Source organism: Nitrospirota bacterium (genome assembly GCA_016195565.1).
Lineage (GTDB): Bacteria > Nitrospirota > Thermodesulfovibrionia > Thermodesulfovibrionales > UBA1546 > UBA1546.
On the sequence record JACPZK010000022.1, the window covers coordinates 14467 to 40005 of the forward strand.

The following is a 25539-nucleotide window of genomic DNA, read 5'->3' on the forward strand; positions in this document are numbered from 1 at the left end:
GCCTCCTATCTGTGTGACTTACGTATATTGAAATCAGGATAAGCAGTTACAGCCACCTCAGCCTGATCAAGGCCTTCAATTTCGACCTCTTCCGGAACCCTGAGACCAATAATCATATCAAGAATCTTGAAAAAAACGTAGGACACGATGAACACATAAATAATGTTGGTCAGCGTGCCTATACACTGTGCGGCAAACTGGGAGGCATCTCCGTAGAAGAGGCCCTTCACCGTGCCGGCAACACCGTTGAACCCGTCCCCGTAAGTGCCGTCGGCAAAAAGTCCCAGAGAGATGACACCCCATGCTCCGTTTACGCCGTGGACCGAGATGGCGCCCACCGGGTCGTCAACTCTAAGCTTCTGATCCACTAAAAATACGGAAATACAAACCAAAACGCCTGCAATTACACCGATAAGCACCGCTATAGGAGCGGTAACAAAAGCGCATGGTGCTGTGATGGCAACCAGCCCCGCGAGCAGGCCATTAGCTATCATGCTGATGTCAGGCTTGCCGTAACGGAACCACATGTACAGCATCGAAGAAAAGGCCCCGCCCGCCGATGCGAGCATGGTATTTGTGGCGATAACTCCGATGCGCAAGTCGGTGCCGGCAAGGGAAGAACCGGCATTGAACCCGAACCATCCGAAGGCGAGGACAAAGGTACCCACAATCGCCATGGGAATGTGATGTCCGGGAATCGCGTGAACTTTCCCGTCCCTATATTTTCCAAGTCTCGGCCCGATTACCATCGCTCCCGCCAGTGCGCAAACACCGCCTACCATATGAACGACCGATGAGCCTGCGAAGTCAACGTGACCATGCCCCAGACCGAAATTCTTGCCGAGCTGTGACAGCCAGCCGCCACCCCACACCCAGTTCGCGTAAAGAGGATAGAGAACGCCGCCTACGAAGAAGGCATAGATAACGAAGGACTTGAAGTTCCAGCGTTCAGCCATGGAGCCCGTCGGGATCGTTGCGGTCGTGTCCATAAATACCATCTGGAACAGGAAGAGCGTGAAAATCGCAGCATCATAGCTCACGCCTGAGAGGAAAAATCCCGTTGTACCGAAGAGGCCGAAATCCTTTCCGAAAAGGTTTACGGTGAATTCGTTCGTCAGGAGAGCGGTCCCGCCGCTTAAGGTCCCGGCGCCGACACCGCCCATCTGGAGCGCAAAACCGCAAATCCAGTAACCAAGCATGCCAAGAGGATAGACCATGAAGTTCATGGCCATGGTATGTCCGGCATTCTTTGCCTGAGTAAAACCTGTCTCGACCATGGCGAACCCTGCTTGCATGAACATAACGAGAAAGCCCGCCACGAGGGTCCACACTATATTGATTGAGATCCTATTGTGGCCGATGACATCCGCCAATTTCGCAGCAAGGGGTTCTTTCGGCCCCATGTTTTTCAAGTCATCCGCTGTGGGCGCGCCTGCCGAAGCACCGACCACATCCGCTGCGCCGCCGGTATTAGCGCCCGATGGATCCGGCTTTGGCGCGGGAGCAGGTCCCGGCGCAGCTGCGGCCTCAGGCACGGGTGCAGGTGAGGGCTGAACCCCGGCTGCAGGCACCTGCGGAGCAGGGGACTCTACTTTGAGCTCTTCTGCAAACACAGCGCCTCCAATTGCCGCAAACAAGAAAATCAAAACCAGAACACTTACTAAACGTTTCATTTTACACCTCCATCATAATTTTTCTTAAAAGCTGTATGTCAGGTTAATGCCTGTGACAAGGGTGTCATCAAGCTTCCCATTTGGGTTATAAGAATTTCCTGCCACTGTCTTCTTTGATTTGCTGGACAGCGGGAACCAGTACTGCGCAACAGGCTGAATAGTCAAATCCTTTGCGATTGGAATCGTAAAGCCCGCCTTTAACATGCCGTCGTGGAATGCAGAGTATTTCTTCCCAGTATATGCCGCGGTAGATGACTCGTATGTCTTCCAGTAATCATCGCTGCCCACAAAATATCCTGCCGAAGCGCCAAGGTCGAGGGTTATTTTTTTATACACGGGAACCGAATGTGAAAGAGAAAAATTTACATAGGTTCCAGGATATGATGTTATGTCGCGGTAAACCGCCAGCGTAGGCTTTGTGATAATATCATAACTTGCGCTCAAGAAAACCTCCTCTGTGTCGCCGGGAGGACTGTTATATTTCATAGCGTAATAGATATACCCTGCTGTAAGGCTGAGTTTCTCTATTGAATATGTATAGCTCAATGTCAAATCGGTTTCATTAAAGCTTTTATGCCCCGCCTTATCAGGCACAAAAGACTGTGTCCTATGCTCATTGCCGTCAATATTGCTCCAGAAACCTGCGCTAAACCCCTTATAAGTCAGCGTAACAGCAGGCTGAACTACAAGGCTGTGGGAGCCAATCTCATAGCCTCTGAAGATATATCTGTTAAATACTCCAACCGATGCACTGCCGGTTACTTTTGCCTCTTCGGCTTTTTTCTCCTCTTCCGCATAAAGGCTGGTGATGGAAAATCCAAACACCAAAACCATTGTAAAAACCAAAATCCTTAACCCTTTCATCACAACACCTCCTAATTTCTTATTGCAGGAAACCTGCGCTTTTTCTTCACCATCTGCTGCTATTGACAAATCCAATCGCCTCTCTCTGTCCCCCCTCCTTTCTAATACCGTATTTTTTTATCTTGTATCCAATCATCCTTTCGGTTATGCCGAGCTTCCTTGCAGCCCTTGCCATAACCCACTCGCATTCCTTGAGGGCATTGATTATCTCCTCTCTCTCAATTTCATTGATTCTCTCTTTGAGGGATTCCATATGCCGTCTCCTTTTATATGTGATTTGCCAAAATCATGCCAATGCATAACTAATTGTTTTATAAAGAAATTTGAAGCCTTAAATGCCTACAATTTTGTTGTCTGCTACAATTTTGTTGGGAAATGATGCGCCCCAATCCTAAAATATATACCCGCTCTCTCCATGCTGGGACTGGTCAAGACCGACAAACTCCTGCTCCTCATCAACCCTGAGACCTACCATCCTGTCAACGATTTTGAGAATAATCAGTGTGGTCACAAAGACAAATACAAAGGTCGCCACTACAGCAATGGCCTGAATGCCGAGGAGCGGTGGATTGCCATAAAATAAACCATCCTTGCCTGCAGGGTTTATTGCTGTAGATGCGAAAAGTCCTGTGGCAAGAGCGCCCCATGTCCCTCCAACTCCATGTATGCCGAGAACATCAAGGGAGTCATCATAGCCGAGTCTCTGCTTTAGGTTTACCGCTATGTAACAGAATATCCCGGCGCCTATTCCGATTATTATTGACGACAGAGGACTCACAAAACCTGCTGCCGGTGTGATGGCAACAAGCCCTGCCACTGCTCCGCTGACTACACCGAGGGCTGTTGGTCTCCCCCTCTGTATCCATTCAACAATCAACCAAGTCATTGCCGCAGTAGCGGTAGCAGTGTTAGTCGTAACAAATGCAACAGAGGCAAGCCCGCCAGATGTCAGGGCGCTGCCTGCATTAAAACCAAACCACCCAAACCACAGAAGTGCAGCTCCGAGCATGGTCATTGGTAAGTTATGCGGGGGCATTGCCTCCATTCCATAACCCCGTCTCTTTCCTATTACAAATACTGCAGTAATGGCAGCAATTGCGGAATTGATGTGAACAACCGTCCCACCCGCAAAGTCAAGGGCTCCCAGTGTGCTTCCTATCCACCCGCCTCCCCATACCCAATGGCATAGGGGCGAATAGACAAATGTGAGCCAGAGCGCTGAAAAGAGTATCAATGCTGAAAACTTCATCCTCTCAGCAAATGCCCCTGTAATGAGGGCTGGTGTTATTACGGCAAACATACCCTGAAACATCATGAAAATAAGGTGCGGGATTGTGGGCGCAAGAGGCGCTGACTCCTGCCCAACACCCTTAAGACCGAGCCAGTCAAGACCGCCTATAAGGCCCCATTTATCCGGCCCGAATGCGAGTGTATATCCCCAGAGAACCCATATCACACTCACAATACAGAGTATGACAAAACTGTGCATTATGGTTCCGAGGACATTCTTCCTTCTGACCATGCCGCCATAAAAGAGTGCCAGTCCGGGTGTCATCAGCATAACAAGGGCTGTAGAAACTAACATCCATGCGGTATCTCCTGAGTCGATCTTTTGTGGGGCAGGCGCTGTCTGCACATGCACATCTGTCTTAGTTTCTTCCGCAAATGCAATGCCTGCCGTTACCATGAGACCTAAAAGAATCGCCAAACATAATAGTCTTTTCATTCCAATACCCTCCACAGCTTTTTTATAAATTAGCAATAAGCAGCGCTGCTTGTTCTGTTTTTTTTATTATTTTTGATTTAATAGCGCAGCCTTTCTCTGGACCTTGGGCTTAAATTTAGTCTTCCCATCCGTAGACTTATACCTCTCCAAAACTATCCGGTCAATTCTTGCCATATCCAGTTCTGGCGGGGTTCCGCCTGCCTTGAGAATGGCTTCCCTTGCCAGCATCTCTGCCTGTCTGCCCTGGTCAAGGGCATCACCCAATACACGCATAGCCTCAGGTGGATTGTGGAAACCCATGCTGTTTTCAGCTCCTATCCATGTATTCCGATAATAGGCCTCCTCATATATTTCCTTTGCCTTTTTGATTAATGCCTTATCTGAGCGGGGGTTTTTCTCTGCTGCCTCAATCATCAATGCTGCACGGGCCACTGAATAGCCTGCCTTTGTAAACATATGATTGACCCTGTCTTGAATGTTCAATACCTGTTCTTTTAACCACTCAGGGCTCTGGTTGTGGCACTGCATACAGGCCTTCATATTCTTTTTAAGAGGGCTTTCCCATCTATGGGAAGAAATCTTTTCCTTACCAGCCCTTTCATATGGCATGTGGCAGTCAGCGCATGCAACGCCTGCTGCCCAGTGCACACTTCCGGGTGATGAAAACAATTCAAACTCAGGATGCCTGATATGTCCCATCTTCTGGTCTGTGACCTTGTGCTTCCATTCCCTGAGGTTTTCATCCTTGATCTGTTTTATTACAGCCTCGATAGTGATATTCCCCCATTTACCATTCTTCCACGGGAATAAGAGTCCAATGGATTTATTATCCTTGTCCTTAGGAATCTTGTAATCCACATGACATTGGGCACAAACAAGGCTTCTCAACTCCTGCCTCGTTAATTTATCCGGGTCTTTACCAATAGACTTCAATGCCTCTATCAGGGTCCAACGGTTTATGCGTAAATCCATTGTCTTTGGGTCATGGCAGTCAGCGCAAACAACACCCATTTCCCTGTGTTTTTCTGGGATTTCTTTCCAGACCTCATCATAGGGCTTTCTAAAGTAATCAACCTTCAATCTTTCTTTCAGTTCAGGAACATAGGGGCTTTTGCAGCTCAGGCAAACACCACCCGCCTTTTTCCGTGAGGCATCAATCCTTAACTGGTCTTTAAGCATGTCCGTATGGCCATTTGGCTCGTTATACTCCACACCCATTCCCCAACCATCAAGAAGCACAAGCTGAAAGGGCCAGGGGCTTAGTCTGCACTCCTCATCATTCCTGTATTTGCTGTACCCTTTTGTTCTCTCGCTGTTCTTCAGATAGCTGTCATAATGGAGCGGATATAGCCTGCCCCAGACAGCAGGGTCCTTCTCTCCTTCAGGTATGGTTATTGGTGTTGCAACTGTCTTTGCCTTTTGTTCACAGCCCAATGCGAGTATGCTTAGAAGCAGTAAACAAAAGACAGTCATTAGATAATTTTTCTTCCGCATTGAATCCCCCTTTTTATTCTTGAACCTTTAGCTGATAGCTGTCAGCTTTTTTAATATTAATATCCATGTGGAACCCCTCTATGGCATTCCCAGCACTTCCTGTCATCTTTATGGATAATGCCTGCCACCAACTGCTCGTGACACCTCAAACAATTACCCATAACAGTGTCCTCACCATGCCTTGATATCCTGATAGGGTCATGGGCACTGTTAAACATTTGTGCATATCCGTGATAAATACCATCCCTTGTCTTGCCTGCTAATTTTGTAACAATACTCTCTTGCGGCACATGACAGTCACTGCATCCTGCCCAGTTTCTGTGGGCCGAGTGAGACCAGTTTTGATACTCACCTTTCATCGCATGACAGGAGACACAGAACTCTGGCTTATTTGTGTATACCCACGCCTCCTTAGCAGCGAGCGGAATAAGCGGAATAAGTATCACACCTGCAACAACTACTGCCAACAAAACCCTGTAAGGCATTCCTAATGGCTTCTTTCTTATTACCTTCATAACCTCACCTCCTGTCAAATCCAGAAACTGGATGAACCTTATCTTTTATTGCTTTTTGATAAAAGGTTGTGCCAGAATCATGCCAGAATATAACGGCTTGATTTGTAAGTATTTTTAAGAATTGAATATGCTACGCTTTTGTACGTTGATACAATTTTGTCGTATTTGATCGCGTAAGCCGTCTGAAAAATAAAATCACTTTTGACGGAAGGAACCAGTATAATAGAGAAAAACTTAACGAGTTGGGATTTGAATACTTTCAGATGGGGGTTGGTGAATAATGGGAAAAAGGATATTGGTGACAGGCGGTGCGGGCTTTCTCGGTTCGCATCTGTGTGAAAGACTTCTGAATGACGGTTATGAAGTGCTCTGTTTAGATAATTTTTACACCGGACGGAAGGCGAATGTTGCTCAGCTAATGTCCAATCCGTATTTTGAGGTTATGCGTCATGACATTTGCTTCCCTCTTTATGTTGAAGTTGACGAAATATACAACCTTGCCTGTCCTGCGTCGCCTATTCATTATCAGTTTGACCCTGTGCAGACTACAAAGACATCGGTTCACGGCGCCATCAACATGCTCGGACTTGCTAAAAGAGTAAAAGCAAAAATTCTTCAGGCATCAACAAGCGAGGTGTATGGAGACCCACAAATACATCCTCAAGATGAAATATACTGGGGAAATGTTAATCCAGTCGGCCTGAGGTCCTGCTATGATGAAGGCAAAAGATGTGCTGAAACGTTGTTTTTTGATTATCATCGCCAACATAAACTAAAAATAAAGGTTGCAAGGATTTTTAATACCTACGGGCCGAGGATGCATCCGAACGATGGAAGGGTTGTAAGTAATTTTATAGTGCAGGCATTAAAAGGAGAAGATATCACTGTTTACGGCGACGGAAGCCAGACAAGGAGCTTTTGTTATGTGGATGACCTTATAGAAGGCATAGTCGGGCTTATGAATAGCCCTGACGATTTTACCGGGCCTATGAATATGGGGAACCCCAATGAATTCACCATAATGGAACTTGCTGAAAAGGTGATTGATATGACGGGCTCAAAATCTAAGATTGTTTTTAAACCCCTTCCTCCTGATGACCCAACCCAGCGGCAGCCGGACATAACACTTGCAAAGAATGTAATCAAGTGGGAACCCAAAGTCTCTCTGTCAGAGGGCTTGAAGAAAACCATAGCGTATTTTGAAGAAACACTGAAGTAAGCGATGAAAATGATTCCCATTGTAGCGCCTGTTTTCTGCGAAAGAAGCAATATCAGAAGATTTTATGAACGTTGTTAATGCTCAGTAATTAGGTAACTCTTTTGGTATAGTAAAAATCAACCAAAGGAGAACTGTTATGCATTATGAGTATCAGATTATTCTTAAGAGATGGCTGCCAATCCTATTAGAAAGGGCGAAACTTGTTTGGTTATAAAGAAAATATTTAATAAAAGTGGAGGAAGGAAGAAAGAATGACTGATATTAATGAGAAAGAAAGGCTGCTGGGTTTACATATTGACGAAAAAGCAGCTCAATCCAAATCTATCATAAAAAAAGCTGTTGAGAGATTTGGCGTTGAAAATATCGCGATAGCCATTACAGGAGGCAAAGACAGCACAACAAATCTATGGTTATGGAAACAGGCATGTGATGAGATGGGTAAAAAACTGCCGGTATGCATGTTTATTGATGAGGGAGACGTATTTGACGAGATAAACGAGTTTGTCGGTTATATCAAAAGCAGTTGGGCGCTTGATATTGCTTGGCTGAAGAATGAGGATGTCAGTTCAAAAGCCCCTGTCATTGGTGACACAATCAGGGTTTCAACCCTGACCGCGGCAAATCAGGCTGCTCTTCAGGAAATGGGATTTAATGAAGCCGGGTTCCCTTTTATCCCTGATTCTACTGTTTGTAATCATCTCATGAAAACATTGCCTATGAGGGAATTCATTGCGCAGAATCATATCAAAGCTGTTTCTACAGCTATCAGGTGGGATGAGCAGACCGCAAGGAAAGACGAAGATTATTTCAGTCCGAGGACCAACCCGGAGCACACGAGAATACATTCCATTCTCCATTTCAGGGAACGCGACATCTGGATAGCAATTTTCAAGTATGCTATACCTTATAACAAATTATACAAGCTCGGGTACCGCTCGCTCGGCGCGCGGTGTGCGACAGGAAAGGCGTCTGATATCCCCGCATGGATGCAGGATCTTGAAAATACTCAGGAAAGGGTCGGCAGGGGGCAGGATAAGGAACAGGTTATGGATCATCTCAGGGCGTTAGGGTATATGTAAATAATACAGCGGGTGACAAATGTTTAATAGGCTCTTTGGAAAGAAAGAAAAAAAAGTCGTTATACTGGGAATAGATGGCGTTCCATATACCCTGCTCTGCGCCTATATGGAAAGAGGGATAATGCCAAGGCTGTCAGGGCTTTGCTCAAGCGGCGGCAGGCTTTGCAGGATGAAATCCACCCTTCCGGAAATATCTTCGGTCGCCTGGAGCAGTTTTATAACAGGCAAAAATCCGGCTGAGCACGGCATATTCGGTTTTATGGAGATAGACAGGCAAAGTTATGATTATACATTTCCGAATTTTACGTCACTTAAAGAAATGCCGTTCTGGGAAAAGGAAAATGTAAAGTCTGTTGTGCTGAATATTCCCCAGACGTACCCGGCAAGGCCTATAAACGGCGTCATGGTAAGCGGCTTTGTGGCTCTTGACCTTAAAAAGGCTGTGTATCCGGAAAGGGTCTACGAATATCTGAACAGCATCGGCTACCGTATTGATGTAAATGCAAGGCTTGCGCAGGAAAATCCAGAAGCCTTCTTTAAAGATATTTTTGATGCTTTTCAGAAAAGAAAAACTGCGATCAAACATTTATACGAAAATGAGGAATGGCAGTTGTTTATAGGGACTGTTACGGAAACCGACCGTCTGCATCATTTTTTCTTTGATTCGGCAATAGATGGAGAATACTACCATGTATTTGAACGATTTTACAGGGAGCTTGATGCTTTCATAGGAGCTATGGCTTATATGGCTGTAAAGGACGGGGCCTTGTTTTTCACTTGCTCGGATCACGGCTTTACCCCAATAAAAACAGAGGTATATTTGAATAAATGGCTTGTCGAAAACAGATACCTTACATTGAACGGTTCTCAGGGGCTTAAGGGGATAACTCCAGATTCAAAAGCATTCTGCCTTGATCCCTCAAGAATTTATATTCACCTTGAAGGCAAATATGGCAGAGGATGCATCAAACAGTCTGAATATCAACCATTAAGGAATGAATTAAAGGAAAAACTCCTGAAGATTGAGTTTGAGGGGGAAAAAGTTATAAAGGCTGTTTACACGAAGGAAGAGATCTTTATCGGCATCCATACAGAGAACGGGCCCGACCTTTATCTCCTGCCCCATTACGGTTTTGACCTGAAGGGAGCCGTGAATAAAGAAAGTGTTTTTGGAGTTACGCACTTCAAAGGGATGCATACTTACGATGACGCCCATTTCTATTCTTCTGTTCCGATTACAGAAGAGGATTTAAAGATTGAAGGCCTGGCGGCTGTAATTACTGCAAATTTATGAGTTTAAGTTAAATGGCAGATAAGGTGAGAATAAAAATAGTTTTGAGTTGGTCCGCTACAATTTCTTATATGGTTTTGATATTTTATTTTTCATCTCTTTCAAGACCGATTAAATATGAACTGCCGTATGGCGCTGATAAGATTATACATTTTATAGAGTATGCAGTTTTAGGTTTCTTGATGGCATACAGCTTAAAGAACTCAGGAGTCAGGCGTTATATTTTGTTTGGATGGGCCTTAGCTTCTATTTATGGAATTACAGACGAGATACATCAGTCCTTTGTGCCTATGAGGGATGCGTCGGTGTATGATATAGTGGCAGATAGTATTGGCTCGTTTGCCGGGGCATATTTCTTAAAAAAATATATAGAAACACATAATGAATAGCGTTAATATATCAATTATAGGCGCTGAAGTCTTTGGCCTTTATATGCTCGAAGTAACTGTCTTAAAGATAACCGAACTTTTTGCCAGGTTTGGGCTGCCTGTATTTAAATATCTATCGAAGCAGTGTGGATAACTCAGGTTTTATCATCAGCCTCAATAATAAATTTCTTTACCTCTTCTTTCAAAAAATTAGCCTGACTTCCGAGGTTATTAATGACGTCATTAACTGCTAAAGAGAGGTCAAGGTTTTGCCTGGCTATATCCTTTATCTTCTCTACTGCACAGGCTGTCTGGTTGCTGCCTGTCTGCTGCTCCTTGGTGGTTCTGGTTATGGATTCGACCCTGTCTTTGACGGTCTCGACGGCGTTGCTGATTTGTCTGCTGCCTTTTGTCTGCTCAACGGTTGCCTGCTGAACCTGTCTTGCTACATCCCTCATTGTCTCAACTACGTCCATCATCTGCTCTGAACCCTTTTTCTGTTCCTGAGTGGACATGGCTATCTCCCTCACCATCTGGGTGGTTGTCTGCACCAGCTCATTGACCTGATGGGCTGCCTTTGTCTGTTCCTTTGCAGCCTTCTTTATCTCCAGCGTCATCTGCGAGGACATGGTCGAACCGTCGAGGACCTTATTAAATGCGCCCCTTACCTCTTTAGACAGCCCCATTCCTTCTATGGCAATCATCGAGGCCTCCTTCATTGATGTGACAGCCTCCTGAACCTCACCCTGGATCGAAGTTATTGTCTGGGCGATCTTCTTTGTGGAGGCAGCGGTTCTGTCAGCAAGTTTTTTTATCTCATCCGCCACAACAGCAAAACCCTTTCCATGTTCTCCTGCCTGTGCAGCAATAATGGCTGCATTGAGGGAAAGGAGGGTTGTCTGATCCGTTACCTCAGTTATGACTGTGAGTATCTGTTCGATCTGTTTGGACTTTTCCTCAAGCCTGTTTATTATCTGGCTTGCATTCTCCACTGATCCCATCATCCTCTCCATACCCACTATCGCCTTCTCTGATGCCTTTGTCCCAAGCTCAGAGGCGTCTCTCTTGACGCTTTCAGATAGCGCTGCCGATTTATCGGCGCTCTCCTCAATCTCCTTTATGCTATCGGTAAGCCCCTTTATAGTGAGAGAGGTCTTTTCAGCAGCAGTGGAAAGGACGACAGCATTCTCGGCTATCTGTTTTATAGATGCTGACATCTCCTCTACAGAAGATGAGGAGGTCTCTACCAGTGAGGAGAGCGACTTGGTGCTGTCCGCAACCTGGCTTATGGATGTAACCATCTCAAGGATGGAGGAGGAGACCTCATTATAAAGCTGTGATAATACATCCACAGACTCATCTAAACTCTTTATGGAGTAATTCATCTCAGTCATGGAAGAGGATGTTACCTCTACGGATTCCATCTGGATATTGGCGCCTTCAAAGAGCCTCTTTGATGTGGCTGAGAGCTGGGCAGAGATAGTAGTTATGCTGGTCGAAGAATCCTTTATCTTCACAATTACACCTTTCAGGTCCTCAACCATCTTATTAAGCGTCTTACCGAGGTTGCCGAGCTCGTCGTCAGTTTTTATATCGAGTCGCTGAGTCATATCACCGAGGGCTATTGCTTGAGCAAAAGAGACATCTCTATCGAGAGGCCTCACGACTCCTTTTGTCACATACGTTGCAATGGCTCCTATTGCCAGAGAGATTCCGATGAGGCTTACAATAACCATCGCCAGTATCTGTTCCCTTATCTTCTTTTTTAGCAGGTGCTTGGTTAAACCTATCTTTATGGTCCCCATCCTTTCATTCTGGTGTGCTATGGGCTGCTCTATCTCGATCACATCTTTCGCTGAGCTGACCTCTTTTAAGAGTTCCTTGGTCTCACTTCCCTTTCCCATTCTCAGACCAGCCGTTATACCCTTTTCTTTATCTAAATATGCTGAAAGTAAAATGCCATCCTTATTAAGGATAGCCGCGTAAAGGACCTCTTTATCCGTTGTCATCTCCTTTACATAGCTCTCCAGCATCGCCACATCATACGTCATGATCGAGACAGGCGCTACCTTTGCCATGAACTTTGCGAGGCTTTCACCCTTATTCATAAGTTCGTTTGTAAAGACGCGTTTCTCCGAGATTGCAACCCTCGTGGTAACAGCAAGCATCACCATGATGATTATGGCAATAACGATGATTATTATCTTTGTGCCTATCCTTTTGAGATTAAGCATTAATGATAGTCCTCATTTAATGCCTCTTTTACAATCTTGCGGACTATATCATATTCTTTATCTGTAGCCATAATGAAATCTGTCACCTCAGCATTTTTTAATAGCTGCTGGCCGTCCTTTTCGTTTTTGAGCCCTATCATCGCCTTCTGAATCTTTTCCGCAAGCCCCTTGTCCATCTCTTTCTTAACTGCCCAGCAGAGCATGGGAAGTTCATCTCCCCTGGCGAGAACCTTAATCTGGTTCACATCAATCTTCTCCTTCACCGTGGAGAGGCTTAAGACAACTTCACCGATGCCGCCGGCATCGGCAGTTTTGTTAAAGACAGCGAACACAACGCTCGGAGGGTTTATTGCAAAATCCTCGGTATAATCATCCTTTTTAAGTCCATGTTTTTTCAGTATGTGTGTGGCGCCGATATAGGACTGCATTGCCTGTTTTCCGCCTCCGAAGAGTATCTTTTTCCCCTTCAGGTCTGAAAGGCTGTTAATCCCGCTATCAGTTCTTACTGCGATTGCTGCATGGACCTTGGCTGAGCCGAACTCCTCATTCATGAGTATCACATTGTAGCCGAGATCTTTATGTGCCTTTATGTACTGGTACTGGTTGAGATGTACGAAGTCGCACTCCTTCTTTTTCATGCTATCCCAGAAGGCGGCAAAGTCCTTATATACTACCAGCTCCACCTTTTTGCCTATCTTGGAAGAGAGATATTTTGCCATGGGTTCAAATGCCTTTACAGTCTCGAGGGTAGGTTTCCTCGGGAATACCCCCATCTTTACCACATCCTGCGCAAGCGCAGCGCTTGTGCCTGCAAAGAAAAGAACCAATAAAAAGAGTAAGGACTTTTTAAAGGCTGTGATATTTGCCATAGACTCCTCCTATAGAGAAAATTATGGGGCGCCCTATCAATCTGATGGACACCAACCTGCCTCCAATATAGCACTCAAGATTAAACATGTCAATCGGGGTTAAAAGAGGATCAGCCGAAAAAACTGCACCTGCTGTAATAGAAAGGCTTGGAGGCGTGCGTATATCGGGCACTGTGCCGTACTCAAACTTCAACAATCCCCATTAATTCTTAAAAGGATTTTTTAGGAAATTGTGAAAAAAATACAAGTCGAAATCTAAAAGAAAGGGCCGCTGGCTCGGCTGCGAGCCGCAGAGTAGAGAAAAATGCCGCAACAGTCTTTAACTTATACATTTCTTATCTCAGGGAAGCGCTAATCTTACTCCTTGAATCAACTCCCATCTTTTTCATAACATTTTTAATATGGTCTTTAACCGTATATTCAGAGACACATATTTTCTCGGAAATCTCCCTGTTTGAAAGTCCCTGATATATCAGGGTTACCACTTCCAGCTCCCTCTTTGTAAGCCTATAATCTTTTTTCGCCTTTTCAAAATCCACAGTGCGTTTTTCGGTTACTCTTTCAACAAAAATCATGATACGGGTAGCGCTTATATCTCCTCCACGTTCATCTATAGGAAAGGCTCTCAAAGAACAGGGATCCCCTGAGATATCATTCAGAACTTTACAATTTAAACTAACCTTCTGGATAGCGTTTGTTGCATCTACATTGATTTTTATCTGATCGCATAGCTTGTAGATTTCTTCAAGGATATACTGTTTTTTTGTCTCCCCTGTTTGTTCAACATCCTGAAGTTCAGGAATCATCTCCAAGGCCGCCTTATTGGAATATAGCAACCTGTTATTGCTGTCAAAGATAAGCACCCCCGGAGGCAATCTTTTTTTAACTATTTCAGAAAGTTGTTCAATGCTGCAAAGTATTATATATCAATCGTGAGAATTTATAAAACCGAAATCCTCTAAAGTAATAATTCAACTTAGTTCTCACCAATCATTAAAAGCCCCACTTTTGAGGGATTGACGAAAATGAAGTTACAGCGTACCTTAACATTAATACCCTGGTTAGTTTGTAACACAAACCGAAAAATAGACATAGAACTATAAACGCTTGAATTACCTGTCATTGCGAGAACCCGAAGGGTTCGTGGCAATCTCATCTCAAAAGGCGAGATTGCTTCGTTGCACTCGCAATGACAACTTTCTATGTCTATTTTCCAGCACAAAATTAACAGTGCCATCATAATGACGTAAAAGTCGTCTGTTTAAATAGCCTTATGAGTTTTGCATCTATAAGGGGGAGGTATGGAACACAAATCAGAAAAAAGGTTTAGTGGGAGACAAAGCTTTAACAGACCAGTCAGCTTTGAAATATGCGCGACAAAAATCAGCCAATCTATGGATATTCAGCAGAATGGACTTGGAGTAGATATAAGCTCGGAAGGTATAGGCCTCGCCACAGACTATGACTTGAGGAAGGGTGATATTTTAAAGCTCTATCTTCCAATTAATAACGTTGAAACGAGGTTGCCTGCTTATGCGGAGGTAATGTGGTCCAAGCCCGCTGATGAGAACTTCAGGGGGGGATTAAGGTTTTTGGCATGAAGAAAAGTTTGTTTAACCTATAGAAGATTATAACCTATAGGGAGCAATAACAAGAAGGGATAGGTTTGGTTATGACTCTGGTTGAAATGCTTGAAAAAAATGCAAGGGAATTTCCCGAAAAGAAAGCAATCGTCTACCATGACTTTATGCTCACTTACAGGGAGTTGAATGAGACTGTAAATAGGCTTACGCATGCATTGCTGGAGATGGGTTTTAAAAAAGGCGGCAGGGTCGCGTTCATGCTGCCGAGGATTCCTGAACTTGTTATAACTTTTCTGTCTGCTGCAAAGGCGCATGGCATTGCAGTGCCAATTAATTTTGAGCTGCCGGACGACATGATAACGGCTGTTCTAAACAATATTACACCCCGATATTTTATCGTTCATAAGCAATTTTTAGAGCTTGCAAAGAGGGCTGTTCCCAGGGACTCAGAAATTTCAATTATAGTTGCCGGTGAAAATTATGAGGGAGAATATATTTCATTGAAAGAACTGCAGAAAGATAAAAACCCTGATAATCCCTGCCCTGCGCCTGACAAGGAGGATATTGTTTATTTGAACTATACCTCCGGCTCTACAGGAAATCCCAAGGGCGCGGTTACAACCCATTCAAACATCTACTGGAATACCATTGCTGCGGTAGATGCGTTGAAACTAACACCTGATGACATTCACCTGTGTATATTTGCCCCTTTTGCACATCCGCATGAAATTTTTTCACGAGCTCTATATCTTGGCGGTACCATGGTATTGGTTGACAAAATATATCCCAAAGCAATCGCAGAGGCTATAGCTAACCATAAAGTCACCACTATGATGGGCTTATCGCCCATGTATGAGACCTTGATTGAACTGGTTGAGCACAGGACCTATGACCTTAGTTCGCTCAGGGTTCCTGAAAGCGGCGGCATGTATACGAGAATAGAACTTATTGAGAGGTTCAGGCAGAAAACCGGCGTGCCTATTATTCCTGTATGGGGAAGTACAGAGACAACCGGCATTGCCCTTGCCAATCGTCCAAATGAATATATGCCGGCAGGCTCTGTCGGAAAACCATGCGCATCATACGAGGTAAAAATAGTTGACGAAAACGATAATGAGCTTCCGGACGGAGAAATAGGCGAGATGATTTTCAGGGGTCCTGCGGTTATCCAAAACTATTACGGTAATCCAATAAACGGCAAGATATGTTTCAAAGACGGCTGGTACTGCAGCGGCGATTTAGGAAGAAGGGACAGAGACGGCAATTTCTACTTTGCGGACAGAAAGACAGGGATGATGAAGGTAGCCGGGCTTAAAGTCTATCCCCTGGAAATTGAGTTGGTATTAATGAGCCATCCGGATATAAAAGAGGCCGCGGTCATCCCGGCTAAAGACAGGCTGAGAGGAGAGGTTCCGAAGGCAATAATAGTTACCAATAACGGGACGCTTTTAACAGAAAAAGAAATTCTTGGATTTTGCAAGGAGCGGCTGCCTCATTATAAACTGCCGCGGATAATTGAAATAAGAGCTTCCCTTCCTAAAATTGGAAGCGGGAAAATAAACAAAAGAGTATTACAGCTGGAGGCAGTATAAAAGCGCTAATCGTTAATGCAAAGTGGAAACCTAAAAAAGATTATGCCCTTACAGAAAATGAACGGGTAGGAAAAAGGGCGCTTATCGGCAGTCAGGTATGGCGCAATCCTCATTTTGAGGTTAAAGATATTCCTACACCCGGCCTGAACGATGATGAAGTGCTCGTAAGGGTAAAGTCCTGCGGTATATGCGGCTCTGACACCCATCTTTATGAGACCGATAAAGCTGGGTACATAATATTTTCAGGCCTGACAAAACTGCCCTGCGTGTTAGGGCATGAGTTTGCAGGCGTGGTTGAAAAAACCGGCAGAAAGGTTACTGCTCTTAAGGCCGGTGACAAAGTAGCCGTGGAAAGCATTATGTGGTGCGGGACGTGTCAGCCATGTAAAAACGGAGCTCCAAACCAGTGCAGAAATGTAGAGCTTATGGGACTGAGCGCTGACGGCGCCTTTGCAGAATATGCAGCCATAAGCGAAAGGTACTGCTGGAAGATTAATGAACTGGAAAAGGTATATTCCGGCGATGAAATCTTTGATATAGGCGCCCTTATTGAACCTATCGGCTGCGCCTACAACGGCATCTTTATCGCAGGCGGCGGATTTAATCCGGGCGCTGCTGTAGCCGTTTACGGCGCAGGACCTATCGGCCTCGGCGCTATAGCGCTGGCAAAAATAGCAGGGGCCAGCAAAGTTATAGCCTTTGACAGTATTAATGAGAGGCTGGGTATAGCAAGGGAAATGGGCGCTGATTTCGCCTTTAACATTGATAAATGTGTGCCCAGCAAAAAGATTATGGAACTTACAGATGGCTGGGGAGCAGAGATTCAGGTTGAGGCAGCAGGCGCAGCGCCTGTAACAATCCCTGAAATGGAAAAATCAATGTCCGTAAACAGTAAGATTATATACCTCGGGAGGGCAGCTACTAAAACCCCCATGTACCTTGACGCCCTTGTCTCCGGCGCCAATAAGATTATAGGTTCAAGGGGGCATTCAGGCCACGGCATCTTTTCTTCAATCATCAAACTTATTGCGTCAGGCAGGCTCAATCCCCAGAAAATGATTACAGCAAGGTATCCATTTAAAAAGGTTTTAGAGGCCTTTAGGGCCTCCACTGAAAGAACAGACGGAAAGATTATAGTGAGGGTGTAATTATAAGGGCAAACAATCTTTTCAGGTTTTAGATTTGAAATTGTTTTTAGCAGGCTAAGTAACAATTTGTTTATAGATAGGGGCAGTAAAATTTCAATATTACAGTCGCAATATGTGTATGTGACTGAGAGGTCGGAGATGTGCCCGAATGATTCTTAAAAAACTTAAAATTAATATGAGAGCTAAACATTATGTTATATTTCCGGCGACAATTACTGCTTAATCTCTTAAAATTTGCAGACATATGCATTTTGTTTGCTGCATTGTTATCCGCATATTTGCTGACCGAACATCAGGCAGATTATGTCGCTCTAAATAAGCTGCATTCACTGCGCATCAAAGTTGTAGACTTCATCGGTTTTTTGTCAATAACAATTTTATGGCACATAACGTTTAAAAATTTAAAACTTTACCGTTCCAGAAGACTTGACAGCGGACGCAATGAATGGAGGGACCTGATCAAAGCCACCACCATAGGAACGTCCATCATTACCTTGGTCGGCGTTATCATTAAAAATACCTTTACTACACCGCTTTTCATAATATTTTTCTGGGGATTAAGTACATTATTTATATTATTTTTCAGAACAACACTGAGATATCTCCTCAAAAAAGTGCGCATTCACGGCAGGAATCTTCGCTTTGTGCTGATTGTAGGAACTAACCAGAGGGCCTACGACTATGCAGGCATGCTTGAGGAAAAAAAGGAAATGGGATACCGCGTCATTGGTTATCTTGACGAGAACATCCACCTGCCTGCAGGAGAGCTAAACCTTATAGGGACCATTAAGGACCTCCCTTCTATTCTGAAAAGCCATATAGTAGACGAGGTAGTTATTACCCTGCCCGTAAAATCATACTATCAAGAAATTCAAAAAATTATTCAACAGGCAGAGGAACAGGGGATAATAATACGTCATTTGTCCGATATTTTTGATACTAAAATGGCCCACCCAAGTACAGAACAGTTTGGAAATTTCACAGTGCTGACGATGATTCCAAGCGCACAGGAGGGCTGGAGATACATAGCAAAACGGGCCATTGACATAGCTCTGGGGACCGCATTAGTCATAGTAACTTCGCCTTTGATGGCAATAGCCGCCATTGCAATCAAACTCTCAGCTCCGGGCCCGGTATTATTTACTCAATACCGCGTGGGATATAATAAGCGGATTTTCAATCTCTTCAAATTCAGGACAATGCTGGTGGGTGCGGAAGAATTACAGGGAGAACTTGAAGAGCAAAATGAGATGGATGGCCCTGTATTCAAAATCAAAGATGATCCGAGGATTTTTAAGGCCGGCCGGTGGCTCAGGAAATGGAGCGTGGATGAACTTCCACAGTTGTTCAATGTCATTAATGGGGATATGAGTTTGGTAGGTCCAAGGCCCCTCCCGGTGCGGGACTATAACGGATTTCACAAAAACTGGCAGCGCAGGCGTTTCAGCGTAATGCCCGGAATTACCTGCACATGGCAGATAAGCGGCAGGAACAATATCTCTTTTGAAAACTGGATGAAAATGGACATGGAATATATTGATAACTGGAAACTCTCCCGTGACTTTAAAATACTCATAAAGACAATTCCCGCAGTAATCAAGAGAAAAGGGGCTGCATAAAAGAGGTTGCTATATATGCAACATATATAGTATAACTATGACGGCAATATAACTATACAGGAGATTTAATTATGAAAATAACAGTAAAGTATATTCTATCGGGAAGTTTTGCATGTTTGATATGTCTGCTTCTGTTAACCGGATGTGCCTCAACAACAGCCTCTGATGTCCCTCAGGCGCCTGAGGAAACACCTAAAGATGTAAAGATTACTGAATTCATTCTTGGTCCAAGAGATACTATTGAGATTCTTGTCTATCGGCAAGACGATTTAAAAAGGACCATACAGATAGACCCCTCAGGCATAATAAGCTATCCATTGATTGGAGACATTCAAGCTGGAGGGTTAAGTATTTTTCAGTTAAGAGATAAGCTCAAGGATGGGCTCTCTAAGTATTTGGTTAATCCTCAGGTATCAGTTGGTGTCACATCTGTCAAGAGTCAAAAAGTTATAGTCCTCGGTGAGGTTAAAACTCCTGGATTATTTAGTCTCGAAAGTCCCATGTCTGCCCTTGAGGCAATGTCAAAGGCAGGGGGATTTACCATAGATGCCAAATTAAAAACTATTTTACTTATCAGAGGCGGCTTGAAAAATCCTGAATTAGTAACGCTAAATTTAGAAAGTGCTTTAAAGGAAGGTGATTTTGCTCAAAATGCTTATTTACAAAATGGAGACATAATCTATGTGCCTGCTACAACCATCGCTAACGTAAGCAGATTTTTTGATTACCTGTCAAGGATAATCGCGCCCATTACTTCAATGGAATCAGGTTATTTCACAGGCCAGCAGATTGAGGGTTCACGAGGAAGCGCTGCTGTTGGTCGATAGTTTTGTGAAGAAAAGATTATGACGCTCGTGGAAATACCTGAAAGAAACACTATTGAACTGTCATTATAAATATATGGAGGAAAAGTGGAACTAAGAAGATACTGGGAAATCATCCTTAAAAGGAAATGGGTCCTCGCTCTGGCCGTATTCATCGTGCCGCTTTTCGCCTTCATGTTCATGAAGATTGTATCTCCTGTATATTACAGCTACTCAAAGCTATGGATTAAATTGGATACATTTCAGCAGAGCTTCATAAAGGATGTGCCTTCGGGGTTTGGCAAGTTCGATTTCACGGACAAAAGCAATGCCATGGGCACGATAGAGGAGATGCTGGAAAGCGACGGTGTCATTCTTAAAGTGATAACAGAGCTTGGATTAAAAGACAAAGACGGCGAATTCCTGACAAAGGACCATTTCGTGGACCCAAGCTCAATCGGGATTATTCTTGGGAAAAAAGGGGTAAATATAGAGAATGTGGCCGATTCGGACACCTTCAAAATCATAGGGTATTCCGATAATCCAAAAGAGGCCCAGCAGATAGCTGCAGGTGTCATAAAGAGGTTCGTAGAGAACTTTTCAAAGGTGTACAGGGATACGGCTGAAAAAGCCATTGAAGTATTGAAGAAGAGGGTTTTGGAAGTGGGGAAAAATCTCTCTATAGCCGATAGGGATATGATAGATTATAAAATAAAGAACAAGATGTATGATTTGTCAAGTCAGAGGACAACGCTTATTGCCGAGATATCGAACCTTGAATCAGAGCAGAACAAGACAGACAGAAATCTCGGCGGGAAAAAGGAAAGCCTCAAGTCAATAAAAACAGTCCTTTCCGCCCAACCCGAGTACAGGGAAGGCTCGACGACACTGGAGAAAAACCCTGTGGTAAGCGAAGCCAAAAAACAATTGCTTATCACGCAGCTCAATATGGCCAAACTCAGTTCCGAAGTGACCACGGAGCATCCGGAGGTCAAGGCGTTGCAGCAGCAGGCCGATTCTGCGAAAGAGGTCATCTTAAAGGAGGTTGAGAAGACCTTCTCCACTCAGATCAAAGAGAGAAATAGCTATTATGATAATCTCATAGAAAAGTATGGTAATGCCGAGATCGACATAGTTACTGATGAAGCTATAAAGCAGAGATTGGAGTCGCAGATAAAAGAAAGAAAGGAGATGCTTAAATTACTCACCACGAAGGAAGACGAATTGAATCGTCTTTCAAGAGAGGTTGAAATTTTAAAAAATGCTTATAATTCACTGATGGCCAATCTTGAAACGGCCGTGAGCGCTAAAGAGTTGGATATTGCAAACGCTATAGTTATCCAGCCGCCGGTAGTTTTGCCGAATCTGTCCAACGTATACTTCCCGCCCGTGAAAAAGACCGTCCCTATGATTCTATCGGTGTTTATTGCAACATTCCTGGGCGTTAGCCTTATATTTTTGCTGGAGTACCTGGATGAAACCATAGAATCTTCTGAAGAAGTTAAAATGTATCTGGGGCAGGATGTAATAGAGATTTTGCCCGTTGCTAAGAAAAAGTATCTCGATATTAGCAAGGGAATTCAATCCAATCAGTTCACGGACGCCGTGTATAATTTGCTTTCAAAGATAAACCTTGCAAAAGGGCCAGGTAACTGGAAGGTTATTTCTATTGTAAGCCCTTCCAAAGGAGAAGGTAAATCGATAATAACCGCATGCATAGGGGCGCTCATGGGGGGGCAGGGTAAAAAGACCCTAATGATCGATGGGAATCTTAGGGCGCCAGCTCTGCACAGGATTTTCAAACTCGATATTTCCTCAAGGCTTTCTGACTATATCTCTGGTAAAATTCCCGCCAGGGAAACGGTAATCCATACCCAGATTGAAAATCTCGACATCATAACCGATACAGCGGTCCATCCGCAGGGCTTTTTGTCTTCGGAGCGTTTCAAAGGGCTTATAGACGATCTTTTGCCTGATTATGACGTTATTTTAATAGATACACCGCCCTATGAAATGGGTTCCGATACGCTGACACTTTCCAAATATGCCGATGTAGTCATCTTCATTGCCGCCAAGGGGAGAACTTCTCAAAAAAAGGCGCGGGAGTTTACGGAGGCGATGAAATTATCAGGAATCAATTCATTTGGCGTCGTCTTGAATCTACATAGGACCGCGATTTTTAAAAATCAACATAAGGGCGTATGAGGTCTCTTAAAACGTTTATTGTCCTGCTGAAATGGTGGACATATTGGTATCCCTTTAGATTTTTTGTTCAGAAAATGCCGCTCTCGGTCAATTATGCGCTTGCAGACCTCTCTGTTCCGTTCATTTATTTCTTTTCAAAGAGAAAAAGGGTGATGATAGAACGCGGACTCACGTCGATGTACAGGAGGGGTGATGGACCCCTTACAAAGGAGATAATCAAAAATACTTTCAGAAATTCGCTTTATTCTACAATAGAGGTATTGCTGTATCCGAAAATGACAAAGGATATCAGCGAAAAGATAATAGATATCAAAGGGCTGGAAAATCTTGACAAAGCGTTGAAGTCCGGAAGGGGGGCTGTTTTGCTTCATGGGCATTTTGGTAATCCCCATATTATTATGCCCGGTATTGGCTACAGGGGATATAAACTGAACCAGCTCGGGAGCAGAAACCCTCCGGAAAAAAGGGAAGGGCTGTTTAGCCGCATGTACAATAATCTGCGCACCACCGTGTACGAGAGCAAACTGAAATACAAAGAGAGCCTGCCGGTAAATTTTATATATACAGACGCTTTTATTAGGGATGTTTTCAGAAGACTCAAGGATAACGAAATCATTGCTATAGGGATCGATGGCAGAGAGGGGAGCAAATCCGTGGTTATAGATTTCCTTGGTGGAAAAGCGCTTTTTTATACAGGAGCAATGAAGCTAATACTCAGAGCAAAACCGGTTGTCCTTCCCACATTCCATGTGAGAAATAAGAGGTCCCATACCATAATAATCGAAAAGCCTATGGATCTGGAGATTACGGGTGATGAAGAAAAAGATACTTGCGCAAATCTAAAAAAAATTTTAAATATTTTTGAAAATTACATGCATCGTTATCCTGAGCATTACGTTATGATATTCGGCTTAAAACAATCCATATTTGTTTCAGGGGAGAGCGCTTCGTGAAAATATTGCTGATACAGGCTTATCTGGGAAGAAAAGAACATACAGGCCATATATTCCCGCTGGGGCTTTGCTATATCGCCACGGCTTTAAATGGGCACGATGTCCGCATGATGGACCTTAATCTGTACGATGATCCTTATGGAGAACTTAAAAGGACTATCCTGGATTTCAGGCCGGAAATTGTCGGTATTTCCTTGAGGAATATAGATACCACGCAAAAAAAAGACATATTTTATTATTTTAAGACCGTGAGTCCTACGGTTAAGTTGGTAAAAGAGACTGATCCAAGTATAAGGGTCATGATAGGCGGCGCCGGCTTTTCGATGTTTGCCGAGAAAATTATGGCGCAGATACCTGAACTTGATTTCGGCGTATACATGGAGGGAGACGAAAGCGTTCCTGATCTTGTGAAAAATATCGACAATCCGCATAAGGTCAAGGGTATTTTTTATCGGGATAAGGACGTTGTCTTATTTACAGGCCCAAGGCCGCTGCCTGATGTCAGCCGCCTGCCCATGCCGAGAAGGGACTTTCTCGACATAAAACAATATCTTGATTCCCCCGCTAACAATATTGGAATCCAAACAAAGCGCGGCTGTCCTTTCAAATGCAGTTATTGTAGTTATCCTTTCTTGAACGGCCAGAGGGTGAGACAGCGCAGCCCGCAGAGCATTGTTGACGAAATTGAGTATCTGGTCAGGGAGTTTAATGTTAGGAAATTCATGTTTGCCGACAGCGTCTTTAACGTGCCTTCCGGGCACGCGGAGGCTATATGCAAGGAAATAATAAAAAGGGGCATTAATGTCAGATGGAACGCATGGTTTGAGATTAAGAATTTCACCGAAGATCTTCTCAATCTCGCCATAGCTGCGGGGTGCAATAATATGGCTTTTTCCCCCGATGCGGCTTCGGATAAATCCCTAAAGGCCCTGGGGAAGCATATAACAGAGGCTGACATATACAGGACACTGAAAATAGCAAGGAAAGCAAAAGATGGCATTTTCTGCTTTAACATCTTCTGCACGCCCCCGCAACAGGACTTTTGGGGATTTCTAAAGACCGTGAAGCTCTACCTTGCGGTAAACCTCTTGTTATTTGGCAGGGGAAGCGTTGGGGTCGGATGGATACGCATTGAGCCGGAAACTGGCATGCAGAGGATCGCCGTAGAGGAGGGGATGATAGAAGAGAATGACGACCTGCTTCCCCAGAATGAAAAAGGACTTGAAAGGCTTTTTTACAGTTGCCCTGTAACCAGGAGCTACGCGGATCCGTTTTTTAGCTTCTTAATTAACTTCAAGAAGTCGCTGAAGAAGTTTGTGATGCCCAATTTAATATTATGATAGTCCATGAGAGCTTTTACAGGGATGTCCTCAGATTGTTTGTATGGTATCCGCTCAGATGGGTGATTACACTCCTTCCGTTAAGGTTAGCATTTATGGTTTTCAACTTGATGGGGGACATGCATTTCATGGTAGCGCGTGGGGAAAAAAGACGCGTTCTTCAAAATCTTAACTCTGCCTTTCAGGGAAGGATAAGTGACAGGGAGTTGTGGAATGTCGCGAGGAAATATTTCAGAAATCATTATGTAAACCAACTCCAGATATTTTTATTTCCGGGACTAAACCTGGACAGCATTGGGAAGTTCCATGCTTTTGAGGGTCTGTCAAATCTGAATAATGCGCTGAAAGGAAACAAGGGATGCATACTCGTACATCCCCATTTCGGACCTGCCCAACTTCCGCTCTGTAATCTTGGGTTGTTAGGTTACCGGATGATGCAGCTGGGGCTTCCAACGGACGAGGGGCGTAGTTTTGTCGGAAGGAATGTCGCCTTCAGATTACGCTTAAAATACGAGGCTATGATACCGGCTAAGATAATTTCCGCCGAATCGTTCTTAAGGCCCGTCATGGAATGGCTCAACAAAAATAAAGTGCTGATGATCACTGGTGACGGGGCGGGCGGTGGAAAGTTCATCGGCAAGTTTATGCCGATGGAATTCTTGGGTACGAAACTCCTGATGCCGGCAGGCGCAGCGACACTCGCCTTTAAGACAGGGGCGCCTATATTGCCTATGTTTACTGTTATAAACAAGAACGGCTATTACAAAACAATTATCTGCGAGCCTTTGAACAGTCAGGAGGAAGACGTTAAGGAAATGACGGTTGAAAAGTACATGGCCTGCTTTGCCAAAGAAATGGAGAGGTATATTTTAGCTTACCCGTACCTATGGCACTTCTGGGATGAGTGGGACAGCAGGCTTGCTAAATAAAACTAAAGCATATGGATCGGTCTAAAACTATAGTA

At 44.2% G+C, this 25539-nt stretch carries 22 protein-coding genes; 13 read left to right on the top strand and 9 right to left on the bottom strand.

Annotated features, from left to right (window positions below):
• Positions 1-5: 5 nt before the first annotated feature.
• The 6 genes from HY035_07430 to nrfH form a co-directional block, all read right to left on the bottom strand.
• Positions 6-1673 carry an ammonium transporter gene (locus HY035_07430; GenBank protein ID MBI3378212.1) on the bottom strand — a complete coding sequence of 556 codons (1668 nt, stop codon included), beginning with the start codon at positions 1671-1673 and terminating at the stop codon, positions 6-8.
• Between the two features lie 24 nt (positions 1674-1697).
• A complete protein-coding gene (locus HY035_07435) occupies positions 1698-2606 on the bottom strand; it encodes a hypothetical protein (protein MBI3378213.1) in 909 nt (302 codons plus the stop codon).
• Positions 2584-2790: a hypothetical protein gene (locus HY035_07440; protein ID MBI3378214.1), complete on the bottom strand. Its 207-nt coding sequence runs from the start codon at positions 2788-2790 to the stop codon at positions 2584-2586. The genes HY035_07435 and HY035_07440 overlap by 23 nt, the downstream gene beginning before the upstream one ends.
• Positions 2791-2928: 138 nt before the next feature.
• Positions 2929-4263, bottom strand: coding sequence for an ammonium transporter (locus tag HY035_07445; GenBank protein ID MBI3378215.1), 1335 nt, complete (start codon positions 4261-4263; stop codon positions 2929-2931).
• A gap of 66 nt (positions 4264-4329) precedes the next feature.
• Complete coding sequence (locus HY035_07450; protein ID MBI3378216.1) at positions 4330-5757, bottom strand: ammonia-forming cytochrome c nitrite reductase subunit c552; 1428 nt, start codon at positions 5755-5757, stop codon at positions 4330-4332.
• 56 nt (positions 5758-5813) lie between these two features.
• Positions 5814-6272 (bottom strand): cytochrome c nitrite reductase small subunit, encoded by a 459-nt coding sequence (nrfH, locus tag HY035_07455; protein MBI3378217.1) that lies wholly within the window; start codon positions 6270-6272, stop codon positions 5814-5816.
• A 280-nt stretch (positions 6273-6552) separates the two neighbouring features.
• On the opposite strand from nrfH, the gene HY035_07460 reads away from it, so the two are divergent.
• From HY035_07460 to vanZ, 4 genes are all read left to right on the top strand, one after another.
• Complete coding sequence (locus tag HY035_07460; protein MBI3378218.1) at positions 6553-7491, top strand: SDR family oxidoreductase; 939 nt, start codon at positions 6553-6555, stop codon at positions 7489-7491.
• A gap of 251 nt (positions 7492-7742) precedes the next feature.
• Positions 7743-8570, top strand: coding sequence for a phosphoadenosine phosphosulfate reductase family protein (locus HY035_07465; protein ID MBI3378219.1), 828 nt, complete (start codon positions 7743-7745; stop codon positions 8568-8570).
• 19 nt (positions 8571-8589) lie between these two features.
• Entirely contained in the window at positions 8590-9864 is a 1275-nt protein-coding gene (locus HY035_07470) for an alkaline phosphatase family protein (GenBank protein MBI3378220.1), read from the top strand.
• A gap of 11 nt (positions 9865-9875) precedes the next feature.
• Entirely contained in the window at positions 9876-10250 is a 375-nt protein-coding gene (gene vanZ, locus HY035_07475; GenBank protein ID MBI3378221.1) for a VanZ family protein, read from the top strand.
• Between the two features lie 134 nt (positions 10251-10384).
• Here vanZ and HY035_07480 read toward each other — a convergent pair whose 3' ends face one another.
• The 3 genes from HY035_07480 to HY035_07490 all read right to left on the bottom strand — a co-directional run bounded on the left by HY035_07480 (position 10385) and on the right by HY035_07490 (position 14138).
• Entirely contained in the window at positions 10385-12463 is a 2079-nt protein-coding gene (locus HY035_07480) for a HAMP domain-containing protein (protein ID MBI3378222.1), read from the bottom strand.
• Complete coding sequence (locus HY035_07485) at positions 12463-13332, bottom strand: phosphate/phosphite/phosphonate ABC transporter substrate-binding protein (GenBank protein MBI3378223.1); 870 nt, start codon at positions 13330-13332, stop codon at positions 12463-12465. Before HY035_07485 ends, HY035_07480 begins: the two co-directional genes overlap by 1 nt.
• 335 nt (positions 13333-13667) lie before the next feature.
• Positions 13668-14138 carry a response regulator transcription factor gene (locus HY035_07490; GenBank protein MBI3378224.1) on the bottom strand — a complete coding sequence of 157 codons (471 nt, stop codon included), beginning with the start codon at positions 14136-14138 and terminating at the stop codon, positions 13668-13670.
• 495 nt (positions 14139-14633) lie between these two features.
• On the opposite strand from HY035_07490, the gene HY035_07495 reads away from it, so the two are divergent.
• The 9 genes from HY035_07495 to HY035_07535 all read left to right on the top strand — a co-directional run bounded on the left by HY035_07495 (position 14634) and on the right by HY035_07535 (position 25504).
• A complete protein-coding gene (locus HY035_07495) occupies positions 14634-14933 on the top strand; it encodes a PilZ domain-containing protein (GenBank protein ID MBI3378225.1) in 300 nt (99 codons plus the stop codon).
• A gap of 71 nt (positions 14934-15004) precedes the next feature.
• The gene (locus HY035_07500; GenBank protein ID MBI3378226.1) at positions 15005-16507 is read left to right on the top strand and encodes an AMP-binding protein; all 1503 of its coding nucleotides are present in this window, start codon (positions 15005-15007) and stop codon (positions 16505-16507) included.
• A 158-nt stretch (positions 16508-16665) separates the two neighbouring features.
• Complete coding sequence (locus HY035_07505) at positions 16666-17655, top strand: alcohol dehydrogenase catalytic domain-containing protein (GenBank protein MBI3378227.1); 990 nt, start codon at positions 16666-16668, stop codon at positions 17653-17655.
• 251 nt (positions 17656-17906) lie between these two features.
• Positions 17907-19274, top strand: a complete 1368-nt coding sequence (locus HY035_07510; protein MBI3378228.1) for a sugar transferase — start codon at positions 17907-17909, stop codon at positions 19272-19274.
• A 71-nt stretch (positions 19275-19345) separates the two neighbouring features.
• Complete coding sequence (locus tag HY035_07515; protein MBI3378229.1) at positions 19346-20101, top strand: polysaccharide export protein; 756 nt, start codon at positions 19346-19348, stop codon at positions 20099-20101.
• Between the two features lie 84 nt (positions 20102-20185).
• Positions 20186-22282, top strand: a complete 2097-nt coding sequence (locus tag HY035_07520) for a polysaccharide biosynthesis tyrosine autokinase (GenBank protein MBI3378230.1) — start codon at positions 20186-20188, stop codon at positions 22280-22282.
• Complete coding sequence (locus HY035_07525) at positions 22279-23235, top strand: lysophospholipid acyltransferase family protein (protein ID MBI3378231.1); 957 nt, start codon at positions 22279-22281, stop codon at positions 23233-23235. The genes HY035_07520 and HY035_07525 overlap by 4 nt, the downstream gene beginning before the upstream one ends.
• Complete coding sequence (locus tag HY035_07530; GenBank protein MBI3378232.1) at positions 23232-24575, top strand: cobalamin B12-binding domain-containing protein; 1344 nt, start codon at positions 23232-23234, stop codon at positions 24573-24575. Before HY035_07525 ends, HY035_07530 begins: the two co-directional genes overlap by 4 nt.
• Complete coding sequence (locus HY035_07535) at positions 24572-25504, top strand: lysophospholipid acyltransferase family protein (GenBank protein ID MBI3378233.1); 933 nt, start codon at positions 24572-24574, stop codon at positions 25502-25504. Before HY035_07530 ends, HY035_07535 begins: the two co-directional genes overlap by 4 nt.
• The last annotated feature ends 35 nt before the right edge of the window (positions 25505-25539 follow it).

Excerpts from the sequence above, each read along its gene's own strand:
- HY035_07430 (MBI3378212.1), bottom strand. The coding sequence starts at position 1,673 with ATGAAACGTTTAGTAAGTGTTCTGGTTTTGATTTTCTTGTTTGCGGCA.
- HY035_07440 (MBI3378214.1), bottom strand. The coding sequence starts at position 2,790 with ATGGAATCCCTCAAAGAGAGAATCAATGAAATTGAGAGAGAGGAGATA.
- HY035_07445 (MBI3378215.1), bottom strand. The coding sequence starts at position 4,263 with ATGAAAAGACTATTATGTTTGGCGATTCTTTTAGGTCTCATGGTAACG.
- HY035_07450 (MBI3378216.1), bottom strand. The coding sequence starts at position 5,757 with ATGCGGAAGAAAAATTATCTAATGACTGTCTTTTGTTTACTGCTTCTA.
- nrfH (MBI3378217.1), bottom strand. The coding sequence starts at position 6,272 with ATGAAGGTAATAAGAAAGAAGCCATTAGGAATGCCTTACAGGGTTTTG.
- HY035_07460 (MBI3378218.1), top strand. The coding sequence starts at position 6,553 with ATGGGAAAAAGGATATTGGTGACAGGCGGTGCGGGCTTTCTCGGTTCG.
- HY035_07465 (MBI3378219.1), top strand. The coding sequence starts at position 7,743 with ATGACTGATATTAATGAGAAAGAAAGGCTGCTGGGTTTACATATTGAC.
- HY035_07470 (MBI3378220.1), top strand. The coding sequence starts at position 8,590 with ATGTTTAATAGGCTCTTTGGAAAGAAAGAAAAAAAAGTCGTTATACTG.
- vanZ (MBI3378221.1), top strand. The coding sequence starts at position 9,876 with ATGGCAGATAAGGTGAGAATAAAAATAGTTTTGAGTTGGTCCGCTACA.
- HY035_07480 (MBI3378222.1), bottom strand. The coding sequence starts at position 12,463 with ATGCTTAATCTCAAAAGGATAGGCACAAAGATAATAATCATCGTTATT.
- HY035_07485 (MBI3378223.1), bottom strand. The coding sequence starts at position 13,332 with ATGGCAAATATCACAGCCTTTAAAAAGTCCTTACTCTTTTTATTGGTT.
- HY035_07490 (MBI3378224.1), bottom strand. The coding sequence starts at position 14,138 with ATGATTCCTGAACTTCAGGATGTTGAACAAACAGGGGAGACAAAAAAA.
- HY035_07495 (MBI3378225.1), top strand. The coding sequence starts at position 14,634 with ATGGAACACAAATCAGAAAAAAGGTTTAGTGGGAGACAAAGCTTTAAC.
- HY035_07500 (MBI3378226.1), top strand. The coding sequence starts at position 15,005 with ATGACTCTGGTTGAAATGCTTGAAAAAAATGCAAGGGAATTTCCCGAA.
- HY035_07515 (MBI3378229.1), top strand. The coding sequence starts at position 19,346 with ATGAAAATAACAGTAAAGTATATTCTATCGGGAAGTTTTGCATGTTTG.
- HY035_07525 (MBI3378231.1), top strand. The coding sequence starts at position 22,279 with ATGAGGTCTCTTAAAACGTTTATTGTCCTGCTGAAATGGTGGACATAT.
- HY035_07535 (MBI3378233.1), top strand. The coding sequence starts at position 24,572 with ATGATAGTCCATGAGAGCTTTTACAGGGATGTCCTCAGATTGTTTGTA.